We start from the raw sequence: 20,596 nt of genomic DNA, 5'->3' as shown, positions 1-20,596 counted from the left end.
TCCTTGACGGCGGTCAGTGTGGTTTCGAAGAAGCGGCCCAGGCCTGTTTCGCGGCGATCAACAACCCTAGCAGGATAAAACCACCTGGCGCCAGAGTGAGCAGGCGTGGCCCCGTATCCTGAGCCCATAACCAAAGCTGCCAATGATTATCGGTGGATCCTGCAAACCACGACAGATGGCCACCCAGGGAACCCGTTCCCAGGACTTCTCGCAGCGTGCCAAGCGCAACCAGCAGCGCGCCGAACAGGCCTGACAGTCGTAGGCGGTCAGACATAGAGCACTGTTCGAAAAAACCGTTGAGCTCAAGCAGCACGCATTGAAGGGCAATCAGCCCAAGATAAATTCCCAGACTTTGATGCAGTTCAAAAGCCCGGACTTGCAAGGCCAGTTCTGCACAACTGACGATCGTGGCAGCCAGCACGATATTGGCCATCAGGCGCAGGCTCGGGCTGAGCCAGGTCCGAATCGCTTTCATGGCCATGCCATAGATTGCGATGATCAGAATGGACATCAACCACAAACCGGTGGCCTTCACCAACGTGTCGCTGACGCCAATCAGTGGCGCGAGCGTCAGCGAATTGCGCAGTGTCGTGGTGTTAGTCATGAGCAGGCTTTCCTGTGAGTTGCGCCTGATGCTCGTCAAAATAACGCAGCGCCTCATGAATGGCACTTATCACCGACCTTGAGGTAATCGTTGCTCCGGCCATCTGATCAAACTGGCCACTGTCCTTTTTAAGTGCCCAGCCCGAATCGGGCGGATCATTGCGTGATTTGCCGGAAAAACCCTGCAGCCAAGGGTTTGGGGTCGTTGCAATTCGGCCTCCAAGCCCTGGGGTTTCTGACTGTTTGAGGGCTTTTACACCGAGTAGCTTGCCGTTTCCCCCGATCCCGATCAACAGCTCTATAGGGCCTGCATAGCCCACCGTTTGACTGTGCAGAATCACCGCGCTGGGTTGACCGGATTGAGTCGCCAGATAGCCGCCAAGCAATCGGCTACTGCCAAGCTCTACGTCCGTGAGCGAGAGCGGCAGATCCAGTGGCTGATTGTCGTAGCTTCCCTGGGGCAGCATTTCCAACAGGTTACGGTTTTGTATTGCGCGTTGTTCTGCCGCGATGCGTGGCGTGGCGACTTGTTGCACCAAGAAGGTCGCAGTTGCACCCAGACCGGCCAGTAACACCAGAATCAGTATGCCGACATTTGTGTTCATGGCGCAGAAGGCTCCGGCTGGGGAGCGAAAAGGCGCTCTAGCGCGGGTACGGTGAGGTTCATCAACAACACGGCAAACGCCACGCCGTCTGGATAACCGCCCCAAGTACGAATCAGGTAGGTCAGCAGGCCAACGCCGGCTCCGAACAGCAACCTGGCTTTGGGGCTCCTGGCGCCAGAGACCGGCTCGGTGACGATAAAGAACGCCCCCAGCATGCTCGCGCCCGTCAACAGGTGGAACAGAGGAGAACCATGGGAGTCGGAGCCCGAGCCGTTCCAGCACAGCAGACTGATGATAAACAGGCTGGCAAGCATGCCGACCGGGGCGTGCCAGCTGAATACCCGACGTTGCAGTAGAAACGCGCCGCCGGCGAGGAATGCCAGATTGACCCACTCGGCTCCTTTACCCCCAAAGTGACCGAACGTGGCATTGCCGGCGAACAGTTCGTCCATGGTCAGGCTTTTGTTGATCCGCACACTGTCCAGGGCGGTGGCCTGGACCCAGGCGTCGGGTGCCGAGCCGCTGAAACTGAAGCCCAATACCTGTTGCAAGCCACCGAGCAGATCCATGCCGTGGGAGGCCGGCCAGTGCGTCATCTGCTGCGGAAACGACACCAGGACCAGTGCGTAACCAAGCATGGCCGGATTGAACGGGTTTTTACCCACACCGCCATACAGGTGTTTTCCAAACAACAGCGCGAACGCGGTTGCGCTCAGCGTCAGCCACCATGGGCAGTAGGGCGGTAATGCCAGGGCCAGCAATGTCGCGCTGACCAGCGCGCTTCCATCGCTCAGAGAGGGCTTGAGGGGACGCCTGCGTAAACCGAGGACGGCAGCCTCAACGGCCAGCGCTGTGGAACCGGCCAGCAGCAAGTTGATCAGCACCCCCCAGCCGTATAACCACAGCAACACGAAAATCCCCGGCAGTGTTGCCAGCAGCACCAGCTTCATTGCCTGCTGAAGGCGCTCATCAACCCTTTCAAGAGGCGACATAAGCATTGACCTGACGCTCAGCTTCGCTCAGCCGGTTTCGAGCCTTGGTCAGGAGGTCTGCTGGTGTCTCGGGGTGTCGCTCAAGCTTGCTGACATCCGCTCGAGCGTAGGCCAATTCGGTTTTCAGCTGCCGCAGGCGATTATCGATGGGCCGTTTCTCGACCCGCAGCAGATCGGGAGCGGGTTGCTCACTGGCATTCTCGGCGCGGTGCAAAGCCTGCTCAGCTTCAGCCAGGGCAGTAACCAACTGCGCAATTTGCTCGATCGAGGCTTCGCTGCTCCGCGCTTTTTGCAGTTCGGCGCGGCGCATGGCCAATTGAATTTTCGCGCGCTTGAGGTCGGCGTCCTTGGCCGGAGCCGGCTGTGGCGCGAGTGTTGCGCTGCTCTCCAGCTGCGCCAGCGCAAGTTCTGCGACCTCGAACTGTTGTTGCAGAATGATCAGTTGCGACTGCTGTTCAAAGGTTGGCGGATGCCCGAAGGCTTTCAGCGACTTGTTCAGTTGTGCGCGGCTCATTGCCAGTTCGATCTTGGCCTTTTTCAAGGCCGCATCGGCAGCGGCGGCTTTCTGCGCCTGAACCCGATCGATGGCTGCTTGAACCGGGTCGACTGACACTTCGCTGTGCTGCTGGGCGCGTGCGTGGCGTTCGGCCAGCTTTTGCTCTTCTTCGCGGCGCAGACGAGCGTTACGCTGTTCGAAACGATGACGCGCGTGATTGCGCTTCTCGGTCCGGGCGCGTTGTTCTTGCGGGCTGAACGCCAGCCCTCCGACAATCGGCACCACCGTGGCCAGCGGCAATGGATGCATTTCAATGCAATCTACCGGGCAGGGCGCCACGCAGAGGTCGCAACCGGTGCATTCGTCGATGATCACTGTGTGCATCAGCTTGGCCGCGCCGACAATCGCATCCACTGGGCAGGCCTGGATGCATTTGGTGCAGCCGATGCATTCGGCTTCACGAATAAAGGCAACTTGCGCAGGGGCCGATCCACGTTCCGTGTCCAGCTCCAATACCGGTACTTTCAGAAGATCGGCCAGCGCCGAAATGGTCTCACTGCCACCCGGTGGGCACTTATTGATCGCCTCACCGTTGGCAATGCCTTCAGCGTAAGGTTTGCATCCAGGGTGGCCGCATTTACCGCATTGGGTCTGCGGCAACAGGGCATCTATGCGTTGAATCAGACTCATGTTTTGATCAGTCCGGTGAAACCGAGAAATGCCACGGCCATCAGCCCGGCGCTGATCAATTCGATCGGCAAGCCGCGAAAGGGCAGAGGGACGTCATTATTGAGGGTGCGCTGACGCAAGTCGCTGAACAGACTCAACACCAGCCAGAAGCCCACGCCTGCGCCGAGGCTCAGCGCGATCGTATAGCCCAGGCCTTTGTCGCCCTGCGTGCTGAGCAGGACCAGGCCGAGGACGCCAGCATTTCCCACCAACAGAGGCCAGAGGCTGCTCAACGGCAGCTGTGGGAAACAGCGCGAAAGCAGGCTAAGGATTGGCCTGATCAGCAAAATGCTGAGGGGCAAAAAGACAAACAAACGCAGCGACGTCAATGCCAGCGGAACCAGCAGGTAATGGTAGAGCGCATAACCGAGAACGCAGCTGATCAGCATCAGGCAGGTTGTTGCGATGCCCAAAGCATGCACTTGCTGGCGCTCGGCACCCGGTTCGTGGATTGTCTGGAGCAGCGGATCGACGCCCAGCGGCCATTGCAATACGAAATTATTGATCAGGGCAGCGCTGATAAGCGTGAGAAGAAGGTCGGTCATGATCGTGCCGGGTTGAGCGAACAGGTCTGTAGCCTAAAGATTAGGCCTTATCCGGCAAGGAGGAAGGGCCCACCGGATATGAAAATCCCCCCGCCACGAAACGACATGGCGGGGGGATCAATCCAGCGCTGAGTCTTACTTGATACGCTGGCCTGGCTTGGCGCCGCTGTCCGGGCTGAGCAGGTAGATTTCTTCACCGCCGGGACCGGCGGCCATCACCATGCCTTCGGAGATCCCGAAGCGCATTTTGCGCGGCTTGAGGTTGGCAATCATCATGGTCAAGCGGCCTTCCAGCTCGGCCGGGTTCGGGTAGGCGCTCTTGATGCCGGAGAATACGTTGCGCTGCTCGTCACCGATATCCAGGGTCAGGCGCAGCAGTTTGTCTGCACCTTCGACCGGTTCTGCCTTGAGGATCAACGCCACTCGCAAGTCCACGGCGGCAAGCGCATCGAAATCAATCTCGGCCGACAGCGGATCCTTGAGCAATTCGCCATTACCTTGCGCAGCACCGGTGTCGGTCTGGCTGGCGGCCAGGTCCTCTTTCGAGGCGTCGGTCATGGCTTGTACTTTCACTGGGTCGATCCGTGTCATCAGCGGTTTGAACTCGTTCAGCTGATGGTTGCTGAGCAGGGTCGCGTGATCGTTCCAGGTCAGTGGTGCGACGTTGAGGAACGCCTCGGCGTCGGCAGCCAGCAACGGCAGCACGGGTTTGAGGAAAATCACCAGTTGGCGGAACAGGTTGACGCCCAGGGCGCAGATCGCCTGGACTTCGTCTTGCTTGCCTTCCTGTTTGTTCAGCGACCATGGCGCCTTGTCAGCGATCCAGGCGTTGGCACGGTCGGCCAGGCCCATGATCTCGCGCATGGCACGGGCGAAGTCGCGCGCTTCGTACGCTTCAGCGATGCTTGGCGCGGCGGCCAGGAACGCTTCGGTCAGCTCGGGTGCGGCGTTACCGGCCACCAGCACGCCGGCATTGCCTTTGTGGATGAAGCCTGCACAGCGGCTGGCGATGTTGACCACTTTGCCGACCAGATCCGAATTGACCTTCTGCACGAAGTCTTCGAGGTTCAGGTCGAGGTCGTCGACACCACGGCTGAGTTTGGCCGCGTAGTAGTAACGCAGGTATTCCGGCGACAAGTGGTCCAGGTAGGTCCGGGCCTTGATGAAGGTGCCGCGGGACTTGGACATTTTCTGACCGTTGACGGTCAGGTAACCGTGTACGTTGATGCCGGTCGGCTTGCGGTAGCCGGCGCCTTCGAGCATTGCTGGCCAGAACAGTGCATGGAAGTTGACGATGTCCTTGCCGATGAAGTGGTACAGCTCGGCGGTGGAGTCCTTGGCCCAGTACGCGTCGAAGTCCAGCTCCGGACGACGGGCGCAGAGGTTCTTGAAACTCGCCATGTAGCCGATTGGCGCGTCCAGCCACACATAGAAATACTTGCCAGGCTCGCCTGGAATCTCGAAGCCGAAGTACGGCGCATCGCGGGAGATGTCCCACTGTTGCAGACCGGCGTCCAGCCATTCGGCGATCTTGTTCGCCACGGCGTCTTGCAGGGTGCCGCTGCGGGTCCAGCTCTGCAGCATTTCCTGGAAGTCCGGCAGCTTGAAGAAGAAGTGTTGCGAATCCTTGAGCACCGGTGTGGCGCCGGAGATCGCCGACTTCGGATCTTTCAGATCGGTTGGCGCGTAGGTCGCGCCACATTTTTCGCAGTTGTCGCCGTACTGGTCTTCGGTGCCGCATTTCGGGCAGGTGCCCTTGATGAAGCGGTCGGCCAGGAACATTTTCTTTTCCGGGTCGAAATACTGAGTGATCGAACGCGTGGCGATGTGCCCGGCGTCGCGCAGCTTCAGGTAGATCTGGCTCGACAGTTCGCGGTTTTCTTCGGCGTGGGTCGAGTGGAAATTATCGAAGTCCACCAGGAACTCGGCAAAGTCGGCGCTGTGTTCAGCCTGGACGTTGGCGATCAGTTGTTCCGGGGTGATGCCTTCCTTTTCCGCGCGCAACATGATCGCCGAGCCGTGAGCGTCGTCCGCGCAGACATAGATGCATTGATTGCCGCGATGCTTCTGGAAGCGCACCCACATATCGGTCTGGATGTACTCAAGCATATGGCCAAGGTGGATTGAACCATTGGCATAGGGCAGGGCGCTGGTGACGAGGATCTTGCGTGGCTCGGACATGGGGCTCGGCTACTTGATGAAACGGAGGTCGGCCACTATAAAGCGCCGGCGCACTTTTTTCACCCCGTGGAGTGTTATTCCGGTTCCTCGCAGCAGCTGGCGAAGCCTGCGTCCGGCTGTGTAGCAGTCGCAATCTGTTGATCCCGGTTTTCCTGAAGAAACCGGGATTCAGGTTTTACGACCGCTATGCGCCCGGACGCGGGCTTCGCCAGCTGCTACAAGTTATATGTCCGGCTATATGTTCCTTGTCTCATCCTGAAAGCATGCCGTCATAGCCATAGAACAGGTAGGATAGCCCCCTGATTTTCACAGTCTTGCTATCGGAGTTGCCCATGAGCGCAGTCAATCGCGCAGCGGTGGAAGCCGTCCTTCGCCAATACACCGACCCTTATCTGAACCAGGATCCGGTCAGTGCCGGTTGTGTCCGCGCCATCGATGTCCAGGGTGATCGCGTCACCGTTGAGCTTGAACTGGGTTATGCCGCCGGACTGTTCAAGAGCGGTTGGGCGCAACTGTTGCAACTGGCCATCGAAGGTCTGGATGGCGTGGTGACGGCCAGGGTCGACGTCACCAGCGTGATTGCCGCGCACAAGGCTCAGGCGCAGATTCCGGGTCTGGCCAACGTGAAAAACGTGGTGGCGGTGGCTTCCGGCAAGGGTGGCGTGGGCAAGTCCACCACTGCGGCCAACCTGGCGCTGGCGCTGGCGCGCGAAGGTGCGAAGGTCGGGATTCTCGACGCGGACATCTACGGACCGAGCCAGGGCATCATGTTCGGTATTCCGGAAGGTACCCGACCGAAGGTCAAGGATCAGAAGTGGTTCGTGCCGATTGAGTCCCACGGCGTCGAGGTCATGTCCATGGCCTTCCTGACCGATGACAACACACCGATGGTCTGGCGTGGGCCGATGGTTTCAGGCGCGTTGTTGCAGCTTGTGACACAGACAGCCTGGGGTGATCTGGATTACCTGGTTATCGACATGCCGCCAGGCACCGGTGACATTCAATTGACCCTGGCGCAGAAAGTCCCGGTGGCCGGTGCGGTAATCGTCACGACGCCGCAGGATCTGGCACTGCTGGATGCGCGCAAGGGCGTGGAGATGTTCCGCAAGGTCAACATTCCGGTGTTGGGCGTCGTGGAAAACATGGCCGTGCATATCTGCTCGAATTGCGGTCACGCCGAGCACTTGTTCGGCGAAGGCGGTGGCGAGAAGCTGGCCGCGCAATACGGGGTCGAGCTGCTGGCTTCGCTGCCGTTGTCGATAGTGATCCGCGAACAGGCCGACGGTGGCAAGCCGACGGTCATTGCCGAACCTGACAGTCAGATCGCCATGGTCTATCAACAACTGGCACGTCACGTCGGTGCGCGGATCGTTTTGCAGGAAGCCGATGCGCCGGCGATGCCGAGCATCACCGTCAGCGACGATTAAATCGCTTCTGTAGGAGCTCGGCTTGCCGGCGATGGCGTACTCAAGCCCGCTATCGCCGGCAAGCCGGGCTCCTACAAGATCGTGATTTGACTTCAGATGCGCAAACCGCCATCCAATTCCAGGATCCGGCCGGTGTAGTAGTCGTTCTCGAAGATGTAGGCCGCCGAGTGGGCGATCTCATCAGGCTTGCCCATGCGCTTGAGCGCAATACCCGACGTCATTTTCTCCAGCGCTTCGGGTTTCATGCTCAGGGTCATCTCTGTTTCGATAAAGCCTGGCGCGATACCCGCGACACGAATCCCGTAGCGCGCCAGTTCCCTGGCCCAGGTCACGGTGGCTGCGGCGACACCGGCCTTGGCGGCGGAGTAGTTGGTCTGGCCAACGTTACCAGCGCGGGAAATCGACGAGATATTGATGATCGCGCCTTGAGTCTTCAGCTCAACCATCTTCGCCGCCACTTCGCGGGTGCAAAGGAAAACACCGGTCAGGTTGACGTCGATCACCGCCTGCCATTGAGCCAGGCTCATCCTGGTCATTTCACCGTCCTTGACCTTGATCAGCAGGCCATCGCGCAGGATTCCGGCATTGTTGATCAAACCGTGAATCGCGCCAAAATCTTCGGCTACCCGAGCGACCATGTGGGTCACTTGTTCTTCATTGGCGACGTTGCAAAGATAAGCCCGGGCTTCGACGCCGGCGGCCTCGCAGGCAGCCACAGCCAGATCGAGCTTTTCCTGGTTCAAGTCGACCAGTGCCAGCTTCGCGCCCTTGGCGGCGAAATACTCGGCCATGGAACGACCTAAACCCTGGCAACCGCCAGTGATAATGATTACTTTGTCAGTGAGTTGCATTCGCGTGCCCCTGGTAGCAGGTCAGAGTGGTTTCCTTCTACAAGGCCTCTCCTGCGCGCGTGATGTGGTTCGGCTGCATATGAGAACTGCCCCCGTTGGCGTTGCTGGAACTTTGCTCCAGGCGCCTGTCCATTTTCGACGGATTCTATATAAGGAGTCATAAATTGAGCATTGAAGCCGCTAAGCGTGCACGAGAACTGCTGCTCAAGGAATACCGCGCAGTGTTGTCGACGCACTCGAAGGCCATGCCCGGTTTTCCTTTCGGCTCGGTGGTTCCTTACTGCCTGGACGAGCAGGGGCGGCCGCTGATCCTGATCAGCCGGATTGCCCAGCACACCCACAACTTGCTCAAAGATGCCAAATGTTCACTGCTGGTAGGCGAGCGTAAAGCCGAAGATGTACAAGCCGTCGGCCGCCTGACCTATCTGGCCGAGGCCGAAAAACTCAGTGAACCCGAGGTGATCGAGGCCGCCGCCGAACGCTATTACCGCTATTTCCCGGAGTCGCGCAACTATCACAAGGCCCATGACTTCGACTTTTGGGTCCTCAAACCGGTCCGCCATCGCTACATCGGTGGCTTCGGCGCGATTCACTGGGTCGATCAGCTCACCCTGGCCAACCCTTTTGCCGGCAAGGCGGAAGTAAGTATGGTCGAACATATGAACCGCGACCACGCCAAGGCTATCGCCCATTACGTCGAGTTGGCCGGATTGCCGAAAACCGTACCGGCACAACTGGCCGGAATCGACACCGAAGGCATGCATTTGCGCATCGGTCAGGGGCTGTACTGGTTGCCCTTTCAAGAGCCTTGTAATACCCCGACACAAGTTCGCGAAGCCTTGGTTTCTCTGGCTCACGCCGAGCATTGGCCAAAGAATGAAGGTGCCGATGCTTGAATTCACGAAATGGCGACGTCATCTAATGTGAACTGGAAGGCACTCTTCCGTTGAGGAACCATTTGATGCGCCCTTTTTTGTTGCTCTTTCTGCTGTTTCCGGTGCTAGAGCTGTTTGTGTTTGTCAAAGTCAGCTCCGCCATCGGCTTCTTCCCGGCGTTGCTGTTGATCATTCTCGGCTCGATGCTGGGGGTCATGGTGCTACGTGTCGCTGGTTTGGCCACGGCTCTGCGGGCACGTGAAAGCCTGAATCGCGGCGAATTGCCGGCTCAGCAAATGCTCGAAGGCCTGATGATGGCCCTGGGCGGCGGTCTGTTGATCTTGCCGGGTTTCATCAGCGACGTAGTTGGCTTGATCATGCTGCTGCCGTTCACTCGCCGGCTGCTGGCCAACAAGATGCGTCAACGTGCCGAGGAACAGGCGATTCGTCAGCGTGCCTTTGCCGAGGACATGCAGGCTCACGGCGGGCCGACTCCAAAGCCGCCCCTGGGACGCCAGCCGAACGTGATCGAAGGTGAGTTCGAGCATCGCGATTCGTAACGGGTTTTACGTGTCGGCATGGCACCTTCGGGTGCCATGTTTGTTTTCAGGCAGATGCCAGGCGTAAAAAAATTCGCTCATCAGCCCTTGTAATAAGCTTATGCGCCCTTATCTAACGTTCACCGCAAGGTTTCTGGTGGTCACGCCAGACAGACTTCCGCGGTTCGCTTGGCGAGCCGCAACCGGCACCGCCGGATTTGCTAACCTGCCGGAATAGACACCGGCCGATGAAAACCACAATTAGGAGAGATCGACAATGAAGCTTCGTCCTCTGCATGACCGCGTCGTCATCCGTCGCAGCGAAGAAGAAAAGAAAACCGCTGGCGGTATCGTTCTGCCAGGTTCGGCTGCCGAAAAAGCCAACAGCGGTGAAATCCTCGCTGTAGGTACCGGCCGCGTGCTGGACAACGGTGAAGTACGTGCGCTGGCCGTGAAAGTGGGTGACAAGGTTGTGTTCGGCCCTTACTCCGGCAGCAACACTGTGAAAGTAGACGGCGAAGACCTGTTGGTAATGAGCGAGAACGAAATCCTCGCTGTTATCGAAGGCTGATTCCCGCTCAATTTCCCGCTACTACAAAGTATTTAAGGAATAACGATCATGGCTGCTAAAGAAGTTAAATTCGGCGATTCCGCCCGTAAGAAAATGCTCGCCGGTGTCAACGTCCTGGCTGACGCAGTAAAAGCGACCCTGGGCCCTAAAGGCCGTAACGTGATCATCGAGAAGAGCTTCGGCGCTCCGACCATCACCAAGGACGGCGTTTCCGTAGCCAAAGAAATCGAGCTGAAAGATCGCTTCGAAAACATGGGCGCGCAGCTGGTCAAAGACGTTGCCTCCCGTGCCAACGATGACGCAGGCGACGGCACCACCACCGCTACCGTTCTGGCTCAATCGATCGTCAACGAAGGCCTGAAAGCCGTCGCTGCCGGCATGAACCCGATGGACCTGAAACGCGGTATCGACAAAGCGACCATCGCTATCGTCAAAGAGCTCAAAGCCCTGTCCAAGCCTTGCGCTGACACCAAGGCCATCGCTCAGGTCGGCACCATCTCTGCCAACTCCGACAGCTCCATCGGCGACATCATTGCCGAAGCCATGGAAAAAGTCGGTAAAGAAGGCGTGATCACCGTTGAAGAAGGCTCGGGCCTGGAAAACGAACTGTCGGTTGTTGAAGGCATGCAGTTCGACCGCGGTTACCTGTCCCCATACTTCATCAACAAACCAGACACCATGGTTGCCGAGCTGGACGGTCCGCTGATCCTGCTGGTCGACAAAAAGATCTCCAACATCCGCGAAATGCTGCCAGTACTGGAAGCCGTTGCCAAAGCCGGCCGTCCACTGCTGATCGTTGCCGAAGACGTTGAAGGCGAAGCCCTGGCGACTCTGGTTGTGAACAACATGCGCGGCATCGTTAAAGTTGCTGCCGTTAAAGCCCCGGGCTTTGGCGACCGTCGCAAGGCCATGCTGCAGGACATCGCTGTTCTGACTGGCGGTACCGTAATCTCCGAAGAGATCGGTCTGAGCCTGGAAAGCACTACCCTGGAACACCTGGGTAATGCCAAGCGCGTGATCCTGTCCAAAGAAAACACCACCATCATCGACGGTTCTGGCGTTGAGGCTGATATCCAGGCTCGCGTTCTGCAGATCCGCCAGCAAGTGGCTGATACTTCTTCGGACTACGACCGTGAAAAACTGCAAGAGCGTCTGGCCAAGCTGTCCGGCGGCGTTGCGGTAATCAAGGTTGGCGCTGGTTCCGAAGTTGAAATGAAAGAGAAGAAAGCCCGCGTTGAAGACGCCCTGCACGCTACCCGTGCAGCCGTTGAAGAAGGCGTGGTACCTGGCGGTGGCGTGGCACTGGTTCGTGCTCTGCAAGCGATCAGCGAACTGAAAGGCGAGAACGCTGATCAGAACGTTGGTATCGCTCTGCTGCGTCGTGCTGTCGAAGCTCCTCTGCGCCAGATCGTTGCCAACTCGGGCGACGAGCCAAGCGTAGTTGTCGACAAGGTCAAGCAAGGTGTCGGTAACTTCGGTTACAACGCTGCGACTGGCGAATACGGCGACATGATCGAAATGGGTATCCTCGACCCGGCTAAAGTGACCCGTTCGGCTCTGCAAGCGGCATCTTCGATTGCCAGCCTGATGATCACCACCGAAGCGATGATCGCCGAGATCCAGGAAGACAAACCAGCTGCTGGCGGCATGCCAGACATGGGCGGTATGGGTGGCATGGGCGGCATGATGTAAGCCAGCCTTACCCTGTACAAAAAAGCCCCGCCTGCGATAAGCAGGCGGGGCTTTTTTATACCCGCTGACTCGTCCTGAAATAGTTTTACATCTGTTTCAGGACTAGACAGTTTTGCAAGGTCCATGTCCAAAAGCGTCAATGACAGCCCTAGCCGTGAGTCATACTTGGCCTTAAGCTGCGCGAGCCAAGATGGCCGTTACTGTGTACGGAGGAGTGCCCATGCGAATTCTATTGGTTGAAGACAACCGCGATATCCTGGCGAATCTGGCCGACTACCTGGGGCTTAAAGGCTATACCGTGGATTGCGCGCAAGACGGCTTGTCAGGCCTGCACCTGGCGGCGACCGAGCACTACGACTTGATCGTGCTCGACATTATGTTGCCTGGTATCGACGGCTACACCCTGTGCAAACGGCTGCGTGAAGATGCTCGTCGCGATACCCCGGTGATCATGCTCACCGCTCGTGATCAACTGGATGATCGACTGCTGGGCTTCAAGTCCGGCGCCGATGATTACCTGGTGAAACCCTTTGCGCTGTCTGAACTGGCGGCGCGGATCGAGGCGGTCATGCGTCGTGCTCAAGGGGGCGGGCGACGGACTTTGCAGGTGGGGGATCTGAACTACGACCTCGACACCCTCGAGGTGACCCGCGAGGGACGTTTGCTCAAGCTCAATCCGGTGGGCCTCAAGTTGCTGGCGGTGCTGATGCAAAAAAGTCCTCACGTGCTGCGTCGCGAGATTCTTGAAGAAGCCCTGTGGGGCGACGACTGCCCGGACAGCGACAGTCTGCGCAGCCATGTTCACCAGTTGCGTCAGGTGATCGACAAGCCATTCGCCAAGCCGCTGTTGCAGACGGTGCATGGTGTCGGTTATCGCTTGGCCGAGGGGCGTGATGGAGTTTAAGCAGAGCCTTGCGCAACGGATCATCATCGCCTTTGCGTTGATGAGTGCATTGGTTGCAGGGACATTCGCCCTGGGCATCGTGGCAACGGTGCATCTGGTTGAAGCGAAGTTGATTTCATCAGGCCTGGGCGGTGATCTGCAGCGTCTGCTGTTGATGGACAGCATCGAGGACTGGAGCCACCGGCCGGAACCGGATCAGCTATTTTATTTCAGTGGCGGGCGTGGCGATTTTGAATTGCCCAAGGATTTGCGCAGCCTGGATGCGGGGTTTCACGAAGTATTTCGTGAGCATTTGTCGTATCACGCCATAGTCGAGATCGTCGACGGCAGGCGGTATGTGTTGCTGCAGGACCAGAGTGGTTTTGAAGACCGGGAACGGGTGCTGTTCGCTGTGGTGTTGGTGGGCTTTGTGCTGAGTCTGGCGTTAGCGGTGTTCCTTGGCTGGATCCTGGCGCGCAAGGTAATGGCACCGGTAGTGCGGCTGGCTCGCCAGGTTCGTCATCGCGATCAGTTGCTTGGCCTCGCGCCGCCATTGGCACCTGATTATGCCGCCGATGAGGTGGGTGAACTGGCGGTGGCCTTCGACGCTACCTTGGGGCGTTTACGCCAGGCGCTGAGTCGTGAGCGTCTGTTCACCAGCGACGTCAGTCACGAACTGCGCACTCCGCTGATGGTGTTGGCCAGTTCCTGTGAATTGCTGCTGGAAAATCCCTGCATCGACCAGCGTGGTCGCGCCCAGGTCGAGCGGATTGCCCGCGCCTGTGAAGACATGCGCGAGCTGGTCCAGACCTTCCTGATGCTGGCGCGTGCCCAGCGCGAAGATGCCAGCATGTCGCCCCAGCTGACCTTGAGTCGGGCAGCCGAGGATCTGATTGGTTTGTGGCGTGAACCCATTGAGGCCAAAGGGATTGAGCTGATCTATGACCCCGACAAACCGCTGGATACCCGCTATAACGCAACGTTCCTGCATGCGGTGATGGGCAACTTGTTGCGCAATGCGCTGCACTACACTGACAGTGGTTTTATCCGCCTGACCCTGGAGCCTACCGGCTTTGTGGTAGAGGACAGCGGTGTGGGGATTCCCGAAGAAAAGCGCGAGGCGATGTTCGAGCCGTTCGTGCGTGGCAACGAAAAGCGTGGCGAGGGGCTGGGCCTTGGTCTGTCACTGGTGCAGCGTATCTGTGAAAACCAGGGCTGGAGCGTCAGCCTCAGTACAATGGAACCCAATGGCTGCCGGTTCCATGTCGAGCTGAGCCAGACCAAAGTCTGATTTTTTGTCATGCCCCGGGTTCTTCGGGGCACGCGTTTACCGCAGTTGTAACCGGGTAGCAGCCCAATGCTATCTCCTGTCGGCTTGCCCTGCTGCTGGCGTTTCAGCGGGTTACCCGCGACAGCGTCATTATCTCTCGTTGGGTCGATGGCAACTTCAAGGCCTGGAAGCGTAAGCGCATGGAGCAAAAGCGCAAGCAGGAAGCCGGGCAGCAAGGTTACCAAAATCGTTTTGTGCTATCGGCAGCTACGTAGACGAAAAATTCAAGCGAGCCGGCTTTCGCGTTCAGGAATATTTGGGCTTTTTCCCGCTCTACGCCATGTGGCGAGTTCATGTATTACGCAAGATGCAACAGGATGGCAGTGGAAGATGCATCAGAAATGGACGTCGCTCCTGAGGATCGTTTCGACTATTTCTGGAGCCAGCGCGGTTAGGGTGAGGCCGCCACAGTCGAGGTGGCTTTACTGGATCTGGAGAAGTGCCGGCAACGTTTGACCCGTAAACGTGCTGCCCTCCACGACATGAAACAGCTACGCCGCCATTCGTCGTGGCGCCCTACAGACCGGCAGAAACTCAGCTATTTTTATACGACGGCGTTTGGCAGCGCTATCAAAGGTTTAGAGTAATGAAACTGGAAATTGCGCGAGGTTTGTTTTTAGCAGGAGCCTTGGCAGTTATTTCTCTGGCGGTGGCTGTTTGGGAGCAGCCACGCACCAAAGTCCTCAGTGCAGCGCACAGCGACGCGCATTGTCCCCTGCCTCGGGTAGCAAAGGCATCAGTTGCAACCATCCCCGACAATGATTTTTTGCTGTTCATGTTCGGTCTTTCTCAAGGAAAGAGGCCACAAAGTTGAAGAGAGTAAAACCCCCATAAAAGGCCTCGTATTGCGAGGCCTTTTATTTTCGGTCGATTATTTGTCCGGCCTGGCCAGCAGGGTGTAAATACAAGGCAGCACGAACAAGGTGAACAGCGTGCCAATCGACATTCCGGTAGCGATCACCGTACCGATATCGAAACGACTGACGGCGCCTGCACCGGTGGCGATGATCAACGGCACCATGCCGAACACCATCGCCGCGGTGGTCATTAACACCGGTCGCAAGCGAATTGCCGCAGCTTCTTCTACAGCTTCTCGAGGTGACAGGCCCTTGTTCTTGCGCAACTGGTTGGCAAACTCGACGATCAGAATGCCGTGCTTGCTGATCAGCCCGATCAAGGTCACCAGTCCGACCTGGGTATAGATGTTCATGCTCGACCAGCCAAGGAACAACGGGATCAGCGCGCCGCAGATCGACAGGGGGACTGTCATCAGTATCACCAGCGGATCACGGAAGCTCTCGAACTGTGCCGCCAGCACCAGGAAAATGATGGCCAGCGCCAGGGCAAAGGTCACCCACAGTGCACTGCCTTCCTGAACGAATTGCCGGGAAGAACCACCATAATCGAAGGCATAGCCCGCAGGGGCTTCTTCCCGGGCGATCTGCCGTATGGTTTCGATGGCTTCGCCCATGCTGACGACGGGAACGCCCGAGATCGTCGCCGAATTGAGCTGCTGGAACTGATTCAACTGTCTTGGGCGGGCACGGTCGGTGATGGTGATCAAGGTCGACAGCGGCAGCAGTTCACCCTTGGCATTCTTTACATAGTAGTTGCTCAGCCAGTCGGGATTGTCGCGGTAGGCTCGCTCGACCTGGGCGATGACCTTGTAGCTGCGGCCTTCGATAGTGAAACGGTTGATTTCCGCTTCACTTAGTAATATCGCCAGGGTGCCCCCCAGATCCAGCATCGAAACCCCCATTTGTGCTGCCTTGGCGCGGTCGATATCGACCACCACTTCAGGCTTGTCAAAGGCCAGATCGATGTCGAGAAAGACGAACTTGCCGGATTCCAGTGCGCGCTTTTTCACTCTATTGGCCACTTGCAGCAGCGACTCGTAATCGTTCGGGGTGTTGACGATGAATGCGAACGGCAAGCCCTCACCGGTACCCGGCAAGGACGGCAGGTTGAAACCGAACACCTGAAGCCCGGTGACGGCAGCGAGCTTGCGCTGAACTTCCGGGAGGATTTGCATCTGGGTCCGGTGGCGTTCGTTCCACGGTTTTAGCAGGAAACCCCCGATCCCTGATTGCACGCCGTTGAAGCCATTGATCTGGAACGATGAGTAGTACTCGGGAAATTTCTTGAAGATCGCAAGGAACTCATCGGTGTAGGCGTTGAGGTAGTCGAGGTTAGTCGGTTGCGGCGCGTTGGCTATCATGAAAATGACGCCCTGGTCCTCATTCGGCGCCAGTTCGGACTTGGTGAACTTCAGCAGAACCGGAATCAGGCACAGGACAATCACTGCGAACACCACCACCACCGGCCGCGTATTGAGCGTGCCATGCAGGATGCTTTGATAGTGGCGCTTGAGTCCTTCGAAGATCATATCCAGACGATGGGACAGGCCTGAGGGGTTCTCATCGTGGCGCAGGAGCAGTGCGCACATCATCGGCGAAAGGGTCAGGGCGACGACCCCGGAGATCACCACCGCACCGGCCAGGGTCAGGGCAAACTCCTTGAACAACGCTCCAGTCAGACCTGTGAGAAAACCAATCGGCGCGTAGACCGCGGCCAGCGTAATCGTCATCGAAACCACCGGAATGGCGATTTCCCGGGCACCCTCAATGGCGGCATCGAGCGGTGTCTTGCCTTCTTCGATGTGCCGGTGGATGTTTTCCACCACGACGATCGCATCGTCCACTACCAACCCGATGGCCAGCACCATTGCCAGCAGGGTCAGCAGGTTGATCGAGTAACCCATCAATTGCATGAAGAACATCACGCCGATCATCGACAGCGGAATGGTGACCACCGGAATCAATACCGAACGCAGGGAACCAAGGAACAGGAACACCACGACAATCACGATCAGCACTGCTTCAAACAGGGTTTTCACCACCTCATTGATCGATGCCTGAATAAACAGCGTGGCGTCGTAGGCGATCTCCGCTTTGAGGTTTGGTGGCAACTGGGACTCCAGCTGCGGCATGATCTTGCGCACTTCCTTGATCACGTCCAGCGGGTTGGCGGCGGGGGTGGCCTTAATGCCGATGTACACCGACGGAATGCCGCCGAAGGAGCTGATGGTGTCGTAGTTCTCTGCCCCCATTTCCACCCGTGCCACATCGCTGAGCAGTACCCGGCTGTCGCCGTCGATTTTCAGCGGGATGGCGGCGAAGGCTTCGGTGGATTTAAGCTCGGTATTGGCGTTGATACTGGTGACCACGTATTCGCCTTTCACCTCGCCAGCCGCCGAGAGAAAGTTGTAACGGCGTACCGCATCGGCCACGTCATTGGCGCTGAGGCCGTAGCCGGCAAGTTTGACCGGGTCCAGCCACAAGCGCATGGCGAACACCTGGTTGCCGAGAATCTTTGCTTCGGCCATGCCCGGCAGCGTCGCCAGTTTGGGCTGGATCACCCGCGACAGGTAGTCGGTGATCTGCGGGTTGTTCAGGTCCTTGCTGAAGAAACTGATGTACATCAGCGCCGAGGCACCCGCAGCCTCCTTGCTCAGCACCGGGTCTTCGGCGTTCTGGGGCAGTTGGTTCTTGACCTCGTTGGCCTTGGCCAGCAGCTCGGTAAACAGCCGGTCGCTGTTGGAGCCGATTCGCGCGTAGATCGAAATCACCGAGAAATTCTGGCGACTGACCGAGGTTATGTAGTCGATGCCTTCGGCACTCGCCAGGCTCTGCTGCATCGGTTGGGTGATGTAACCCTGGATGGTCTCGGCGTTAGCCCCGGGGTAGGCGGTGGTCACCGTGATCAGGGCGTTTTCCATTTGCGGATACTGGCGCAGCGGCAGCTTGCTCCAGGCCTGGAAGCCCAGCAGCACTATCAACAGACTGACCACTGTGGCGAGTACCGGGCGGCGGATGAACGGATCGGTAAAAGCCATGGGGGATTCCTTGATCAGTAGGCGCGAGGCTGACTGGTCTGCTCGGCTGGCAAGGTCTTGTCGGCGCTGATGGCGATATGGGCGTCGTTGTCCAGTTTGATCTGGCCGGCGCTGACCACTTGTTCGCCGTTCTGCAGGCCTTTGGTGATGAGCACCAGCCCGTCGCGGTGCTCGCCGGTTTCGACAAAGCGTCGCTCGGCGATCAGCACCGGTTGCCCTTGGGCATCTTTCTCGACGCTGCCGTCGGCGGCTTTTTTCTGTGCAACCACAAACAGCGAATTGCCATAGAGGGTGTAGGTGATCGCGCTTTCCGGCACCACGATCTTCGGTTGTGGATCCGGCAGCAGGACTTGCAGGTTGGCGAACATGCCCGGTAGCAACTTACCGTCTGGATTGGCCAGGGTCGCGCGCACCAGTACATTGCGGGTGGTATTTTCGACTTTTGGGTTGATTGCGCTGATGGTGCCGGGGAAGTTCTGCGTCGGATAGGCCGCGACGTTGACCTGAACCGGCTGGCCAAGGGCTATTTTCGGTACCGACTGTTCCGGTACGTAAAAGTCGACGTAGAGGCTGCTCAGGTCCTGCAAGGTGGCGATTACTGTGCCGCTGGGCAGGTAGTCGCCGACATCCACCTGACGAATACCGATGGTGCCGCTAAAAGGCGCGACGATGTGTTTTTTCTCCAGCGAAGCCTTGAGTTGATTGACCGTGGCTTTGTTCTTTTGCAATTGCGCCGTGAGCCGGTCGAATTCACCCTTGGAAATTGCCTGGCTGCCCACCAGTTGGCTGCCCCGGCCATAGTCGAGTTGGGCCAGACCGAGGTCGGCCTGAGCGGTTTCCAGCAGGGCACTTTCCACAGCGCTGTCGAGTTGCACGATAGGTTGACCGGCATTGACCTTCTGCCCGGACTGGAACTGCACGTCCTTGACCCTCCCGGCGATCTCCAGACTCAGGTTGACCCCTTGCAACGCCTTGAGGGTGCCAACCGTCGGCAGACGGTTTTGCCATGGGCGCTCAGTCGCGGTGGTCACAGCCACACTCACCGGAGGTTTCGGTACGGAGAACACCCGGATCTGCTGATAGGTGGAGAAGGCTTTGTAACCTGCGAGCAGCAGAACGATAAGCAGGACAATGCCCAGCATGTTCAGCATGCGGCGACGCAGCATGTTCCGCTTCCTCGGAAAAATAGCTGAGAACGATGAGGTCTCGGGCAGATTACTCCGACTAGGGTGGTGATTCCAGACTCGTAGCAGCAGGCTTCGCCAGCTGCTACGGGGGTTAGATCAGATGCAGGTGGTTGTCCCAGAGCCCAGCAGGTAGCTCAAGGGGCTTTGCAACAAGCTGTGGCTGCCGACAATCGTAGAAACGGCAACGTCCCTGACCCGACGTGACGACAAAACCATCGGCCACCGCACCGACCCCGGCGCAGTCTGGCAAAGGCGCATCGAGGCGCACTTGAGCAGTGTCCAGATCCCAGATAAAGAAGCGGTTGCCCCGCGGCGCAGTGAGGGCGACCAGACGCAACTCGCTATGCACGGCGACGCTGGCGGTGTAGTGCCCCATCGCCTGCAACTGGTGTTCGGCGACCGGGAAGGCGACGAAGGGCTGACCGGGACGCTTGATCGCCAGCAGTTCGGAAGATTCGTGGGCGTCGCCCATGAACTGTTGGCCGGCGACGATGGTGCCGTCGCTGGCAACACCCAGGTGGCGCACGCTGTTCATCTGCTGGGCGAGGGTATCCTTGCTCAGCAGCGTACCGTCGCGCTGCATCAGCACCAGGCTTGGCTGCATGGCATTGAGGTTCATCTCGACCCGGCTTTCGGCCTCGGTACGGATTCCGCCATTGGCCACTACCAGGGTTTCACCATCGGGCATCCACGACACTTGATGGGGCCCGATGCCGTGGGTAGAAATCTCTGCGCTGTGCACCAGTCGCTCACCTTCGAATTTGTACACGCCGAGCAGGCCGCGACCCGGATCGGTGGTGTCGTTTTCGGTGGCGTAGAGCCAGTCGCCGCTCTTGTGAATCACTGCGTGACCGTAGAAGTGCCGGTTCGGTTGTGAGACGAGCGTTTGCAACAGCGTGCCGTCCCGAAGATCGATCAAGTAGCTCTCGGTCCCGGGGCGACGGGCGACGAACAGCGCAATCGGCAGCACAGGATGATTGATGATGTCATGGCAACGCTGACCGACCCGGGTGGCGAACACCTGGGTGCCGTCCAGACGATAACCGACGGCATAGTGCTTGCCGTCGCCATCGTTGCGCGCCGAGAGCAGCAAAGGAGTTTTGTCCTTGTGCCGAAACAGCGTCCAGCCGCCCAGCGTCACTGCGCCAAGCAGCAAACTGCCTAAAGTAAGAGCCTGGCGTCGCAGCATGGAACT

18 protein-coding genes and 2 pseudogenes are annotated in these 20,596 nt (G+C 58.3%); 10 read left to right on the top strand and 10 right to left on the bottom strand.

Annotated elements, in window-relative coordinates:
- Positions 1 to 13: 13 nt before the first annotated feature.
- From AC07O1_RS10500 to metG, 6 genes are all read right to left on the bottom strand, one after another.
- Complete coding sequence (locus tag AC07O1_RS10500; RefSeq protein ID WP_495088721.1) at positions 14 to 604, bottom strand: Rnf-Nqr domain containing protein; 591 nt, start codon at positions 602 to 604, stop codon at positions 14 to 16.
- Positions 597 to 1,208, bottom strand: a complete 612-nt coding sequence (locus AC07O1_RS10495) for an RnfABCDGE type electron transport complex subunit G (RefSeq protein WP_495088720.1) — start codon at positions 1,206 to 1,208, stop codon at positions 597 to 599. Before AC07O1_RS10495 ends, AC07O1_RS10500 begins: the two co-directional genes overlap by 8 nt.
- A complete protein-coding gene (locus AC07O1_RS10490) occupies positions 1,205 to 2,200 on the bottom strand; it encodes an RnfABCDGE type electron transport complex subunit D (RefSeq protein ID WP_495088719.1) in 996 nt (331 codons plus the stop codon). Before AC07O1_RS10490 ends, AC07O1_RS10495 begins: the two co-directional genes overlap by 4 nt.
- On the bottom strand, positions 2,187 to 3,386 hold the full coding sequence (gene rsxB / locus AC07O1_RS10485; protein WP_495088718.1) for an electron transport complex subunit RsxB: 1,200 nt from the start codon (positions 3,384 to 3,386) through the stop codon (positions 2,187 to 2,189). Before rsxB ends, AC07O1_RS10490 begins: the two co-directional genes overlap by 14 nt.
- Positions 3,383 to 3,970: an Rnf-Nqr domain containing protein gene (locus AC07O1_RS10480; RefSeq protein WP_495088717.1), complete on the bottom strand. Its 588-nt coding sequence runs from the start codon at positions 3,968 to 3,970 to the stop codon at positions 3,383 to 3,385. The genes rsxB and AC07O1_RS10480 overlap by 4 nt, the downstream gene beginning before the upstream one ends.
- 135 nt (positions 3,971 to 4,105) lie before the next feature.
- Positions 4,106 to 6,151 (bottom strand): methionine--tRNA ligase, encoded by a 2,046-nt coding sequence (gene metG, locus AC07O1_RS10475; RefSeq protein WP_495088716.1) that lies wholly within the window; start codon positions 6,149 to 6,151, stop codon positions 4,106 to 4,108.
- A 332-nt stretch (positions 6,152 to 6,483) separates the two neighbouring features.
- Between metG and apbC the strand changes: the two genes are divergently transcribed.
- Positions 6,484 to 7,578 carry an iron-sulfur cluster carrier protein ApbC gene (gene apbC, locus AC07O1_RS10470; RefSeq protein ID WP_494992022.1) on the top strand — a complete coding sequence of 365 codons (1,095 nt, stop codon included), beginning with the start codon at positions 6,484 to 6,486 and terminating at the stop codon, positions 7,576 to 7,578.
- Positions 7,579 to 7,670: 92 nt separating this feature from the next.
- On the opposite strand, the gene AC07O1_RS10465 is transcribed toward apbC, so the two are convergent.
- Positions 7,671 to 8,429 (bottom strand): SDR family oxidoreductase, encoded by a 759-nt coding sequence (locus tag AC07O1_RS10465; RefSeq protein ID WP_495012916.1) that lies wholly within the window; start codon positions 8,427 to 8,429, stop codon positions 7,671 to 7,673.
- Positions 8,430 to 8,593: 164 nt separating this feature from the next.
- Here AC07O1_RS10465 and AC07O1_RS10460 point away from each other — a divergent pair, with 164 nt between their 5' ends.
- The 9 genes and pseudogenes from AC07O1_RS10460 (at position 8,594) to AC07O1_RS10420 (ending at position 15,133) form a co-directional block, all read left to right on the top strand.
- Positions 8,594 to 9,325: a HugZ family pyridoxamine 5'-phosphate oxidase gene (locus tag AC07O1_RS10460; protein WP_495088715.1), complete on the top strand. Its 732-nt coding sequence runs from the start codon at positions 8,594 to 8,596 to the stop codon at positions 9,323 to 9,325.
- A gap of 65 nt (positions 9,326 to 9,390) precedes the next feature.
- On the top strand, positions 9,391 to 9,864 hold the full coding sequence (locus tag AC07O1_RS10455) for an FxsA family protein (RefSeq protein WP_495088714.1): 474 nt from the start codon (positions 9,391 to 9,393) through the stop codon (positions 9,862 to 9,864).
- Positions 9,865 to 10,120: 256 nt separating this feature from the next.
- Positions 10,121 to 10,414: a co-chaperone GroES gene (locus AC07O1_RS10450; protein ID WP_047532658.1), complete on the top strand. Its 294-nt coding sequence runs from the start codon at positions 10,121 to 10,123 to the stop codon at positions 10,412 to 10,414.
- A gap of 48 nt (positions 10,415 to 10,462) precedes the next feature.
- On the top strand, positions 10,463 to 12,106 hold the full coding sequence (gene groL / locus AC07O1_RS10445; protein WP_495024501.1) for a chaperonin GroEL: 1,644 nt from the start codon (positions 10,463 to 10,465) through the stop codon (positions 12,104 to 12,106).
- 220 nt (positions 12,107 to 12,326) lie between these two features.
- On the top strand, positions 12,327 to 13,010 hold the full coding sequence (gene colR / locus AC07O1_RS10440) for a two-component system response regulator ColR (protein ID WP_489071723.1): 684 nt from the start codon (positions 12,327 to 12,329) through the stop codon (positions 13,008 to 13,010).
- Entirely contained in the window at positions 13,000 to 14,280 is a 1,281-nt protein-coding gene (locus AC07O1_RS10435; RefSeq protein ID WP_495088713.1) for a sensor histidine kinase, read from the top strand. Before colR ends, AC07O1_RS10435 begins: the two co-directional genes overlap by 11 nt.
- A gap of 74 nt (positions 14,281 to 14,354) precedes the next feature.
- Positions 14,355 to 14,677 (top strand): annotated as a pseudogene (locus AC07O1_RS10430) (hypothetical protein); the annotation flags it as partial.
- Positions 14,678 to 14,714: 37 nt separating this feature from the next.
- Positions 14,715 to 14,906, top strand: a pseudogene (locus AC07O1_RS10425) (lipopolysaccharide kinase InaA family protein); the annotation flags it as partial.
- Positions 14,906 to 15,133: a hypothetical protein gene (locus AC07O1_RS10420; protein ID WP_495088712.1), complete on the top strand. Its 228-nt coding sequence runs from the start codon at positions 14,906 to 14,908 to the stop codon at positions 15,131 to 15,133. The pseudogene AC07O1_RS10425 and the gene AC07O1_RS10420, both read left to right, overlap by 1 nt.
- A 57-nt stretch (positions 15,134 to 15,190) precedes the next feature.
- Here the strand turns inward: AC07O1_RS10420 and AC07O1_RS10415 are convergent, their stop codons facing one another.
- The 3 genes from AC07O1_RS10415 to AC07O1_RS10405 all read right to left on the bottom strand — a co-directional run bounded on the left by AC07O1_RS10415 (position 15,191) and on the right by AC07O1_RS10405 (position 20,590).
- A complete protein-coding gene (locus tag AC07O1_RS10415) occupies positions 15,191 to 18,214 on the bottom strand; it encodes a multidrug efflux RND transporter permease subunit (RefSeq protein ID WP_495088711.1) in 3,024 nt (1,007 codons plus the stop codon).
- A 14-nt stretch (positions 18,215 to 18,228) separates the two neighbouring features.
- Positions 18,229 to 19,380 carry an efflux RND transporter periplasmic adaptor subunit gene (locus AC07O1_RS10410; protein ID WP_495088710.1) on the bottom strand — a complete coding sequence of 384 codons (1,152 nt, stop codon included), beginning with the start codon at positions 19,378 to 19,380 and terminating at the stop codon, positions 18,229 to 18,231.
- Positions 19,381 to 19,492: 112 nt separating this feature from the next.
- Positions 19,493 to 20,590, bottom strand: coding sequence for a DUF1513 domain-containing protein (locus tag AC07O1_RS10405; RefSeq protein WP_495088709.1), 1,098 nt, complete (start codon positions 20,588 to 20,590; stop codon positions 19,493 to 19,495).
- Positions 20,591 to 20,596 lie beyond the last annotated feature (6 nt).

This window comes from Pseudomonas sp. GW821-FHT07G10, from assembly GCF_059418545.1.
Note: the sequence above shows the minus strand (reverse complement) of the source record. Positions and strands in the feature narration are given on the sequence as shown.

Coding starts and splice junctions, on each gene's coding strand:
- AC07O1_RS10480 (WP_495088717.1), bottom strand. CDS start 3,970: ATGACCGACCTTCTTCTCACGCTTATCAGCGCTGCCCTGATCAATAAT.
- rsxB (WP_495088718.1), bottom strand. CDS start 3,386: ATGAGTCTGATTCAACGCATAGATGCCCTGTTGCCGCAGACCCAATGC.
- AC07O1_RS10500 (WP_495088721.1), bottom strand. CDS start 604: ATGACTAACACCACGACACTGCGCAATTCGCTGACGCTCGCGCCACTG.
- AC07O1_RS10415 (WP_495088711.1), bottom strand. CDS start 18,214: ATGGCTTTTACCGATCCGTTCATCCGCCGCCCGGTACTCGCCACAGTG.
- AC07O1_RS10465 (WP_495012916.1), bottom strand. CDS start 8,429: ATGCAACTCACTGACAAAGTAATCATTATCACTGGCGGTTGCCAGGGT.
- colR (WP_489071723.1), top strand. CDS start 12,327: ATGCGAATTCTATTGGTTGAAGACAACCGCGATATCCTGGCGAATCTG.
- metG (WP_495088716.1), bottom strand. CDS start 6,151: ATGTCCGAGCCACGCAAGATCCTCGTCACCAGCGCCCTGCCCTATGCC.
- AC07O1_RS10455 (WP_495088714.1), top strand. CDS start 9,391: ATGCGCCCTTTTTTGTTGCTCTTTCTGCTGTTTCCGGTGCTAGAGCTG.
- AC07O1_RS10450 (WP_047532658.1), top strand. CDS start 10,121: ATGAAGCTTCGTCCTCTGCATGACCGCGTCGTCATCCGTCGCAGCGAA.
- AC07O1_RS10420 (WP_495088712.1), top strand. CDS start 14,906: ATGAAACTGGAAATTGCGCGAGGTTTGTTTTTAGCAGGAGCCTTGGCA.
- AC07O1_RS10405 (WP_495088709.1), bottom strand. CDS start 20,590: ATGCTGCGACGCCAGGCTCTTACTTTAGGCAGTTTGCTGCTTGGCGCA.
- apbC (WP_494992022.1), top strand. CDS start 6,484: ATGAGCGCAGTCAATCGCGCAGCGGTGGAAGCCGTCCTTCGCCAATAC.
- AC07O1_RS10490 (WP_495088719.1), bottom strand. CDS start 2,200: ATGTCGCCTCTTGAAAGGGTTGATGAGCGCCTTCAGCAGGCAATGAAG.
- groL (WP_495024501.1), top strand. CDS start 10,463: ATGGCTGCTAAAGAAGTTAAATTCGGCGATTCCGCCCGTAAGAAAATG.
- AC07O1_RS10495 (WP_495088720.1), bottom strand. CDS start 1,208: ATGAACACAAATGTCGGCATACTGATTCTGGTGTTACTGGCCGGTCTG.
- AC07O1_RS10435 (WP_495088713.1), top strand. CDS start 13,000: ATGGAGTTTAAGCAGAGCCTTGCGCAACGGATCATCATCGCCTTTGCG.
- AC07O1_RS10410 (WP_495088710.1), bottom strand. CDS start 19,380: ATGCTGCGTCGCCGCATGCTGAACATGCTGGGCATTGTCCTGCTTATC.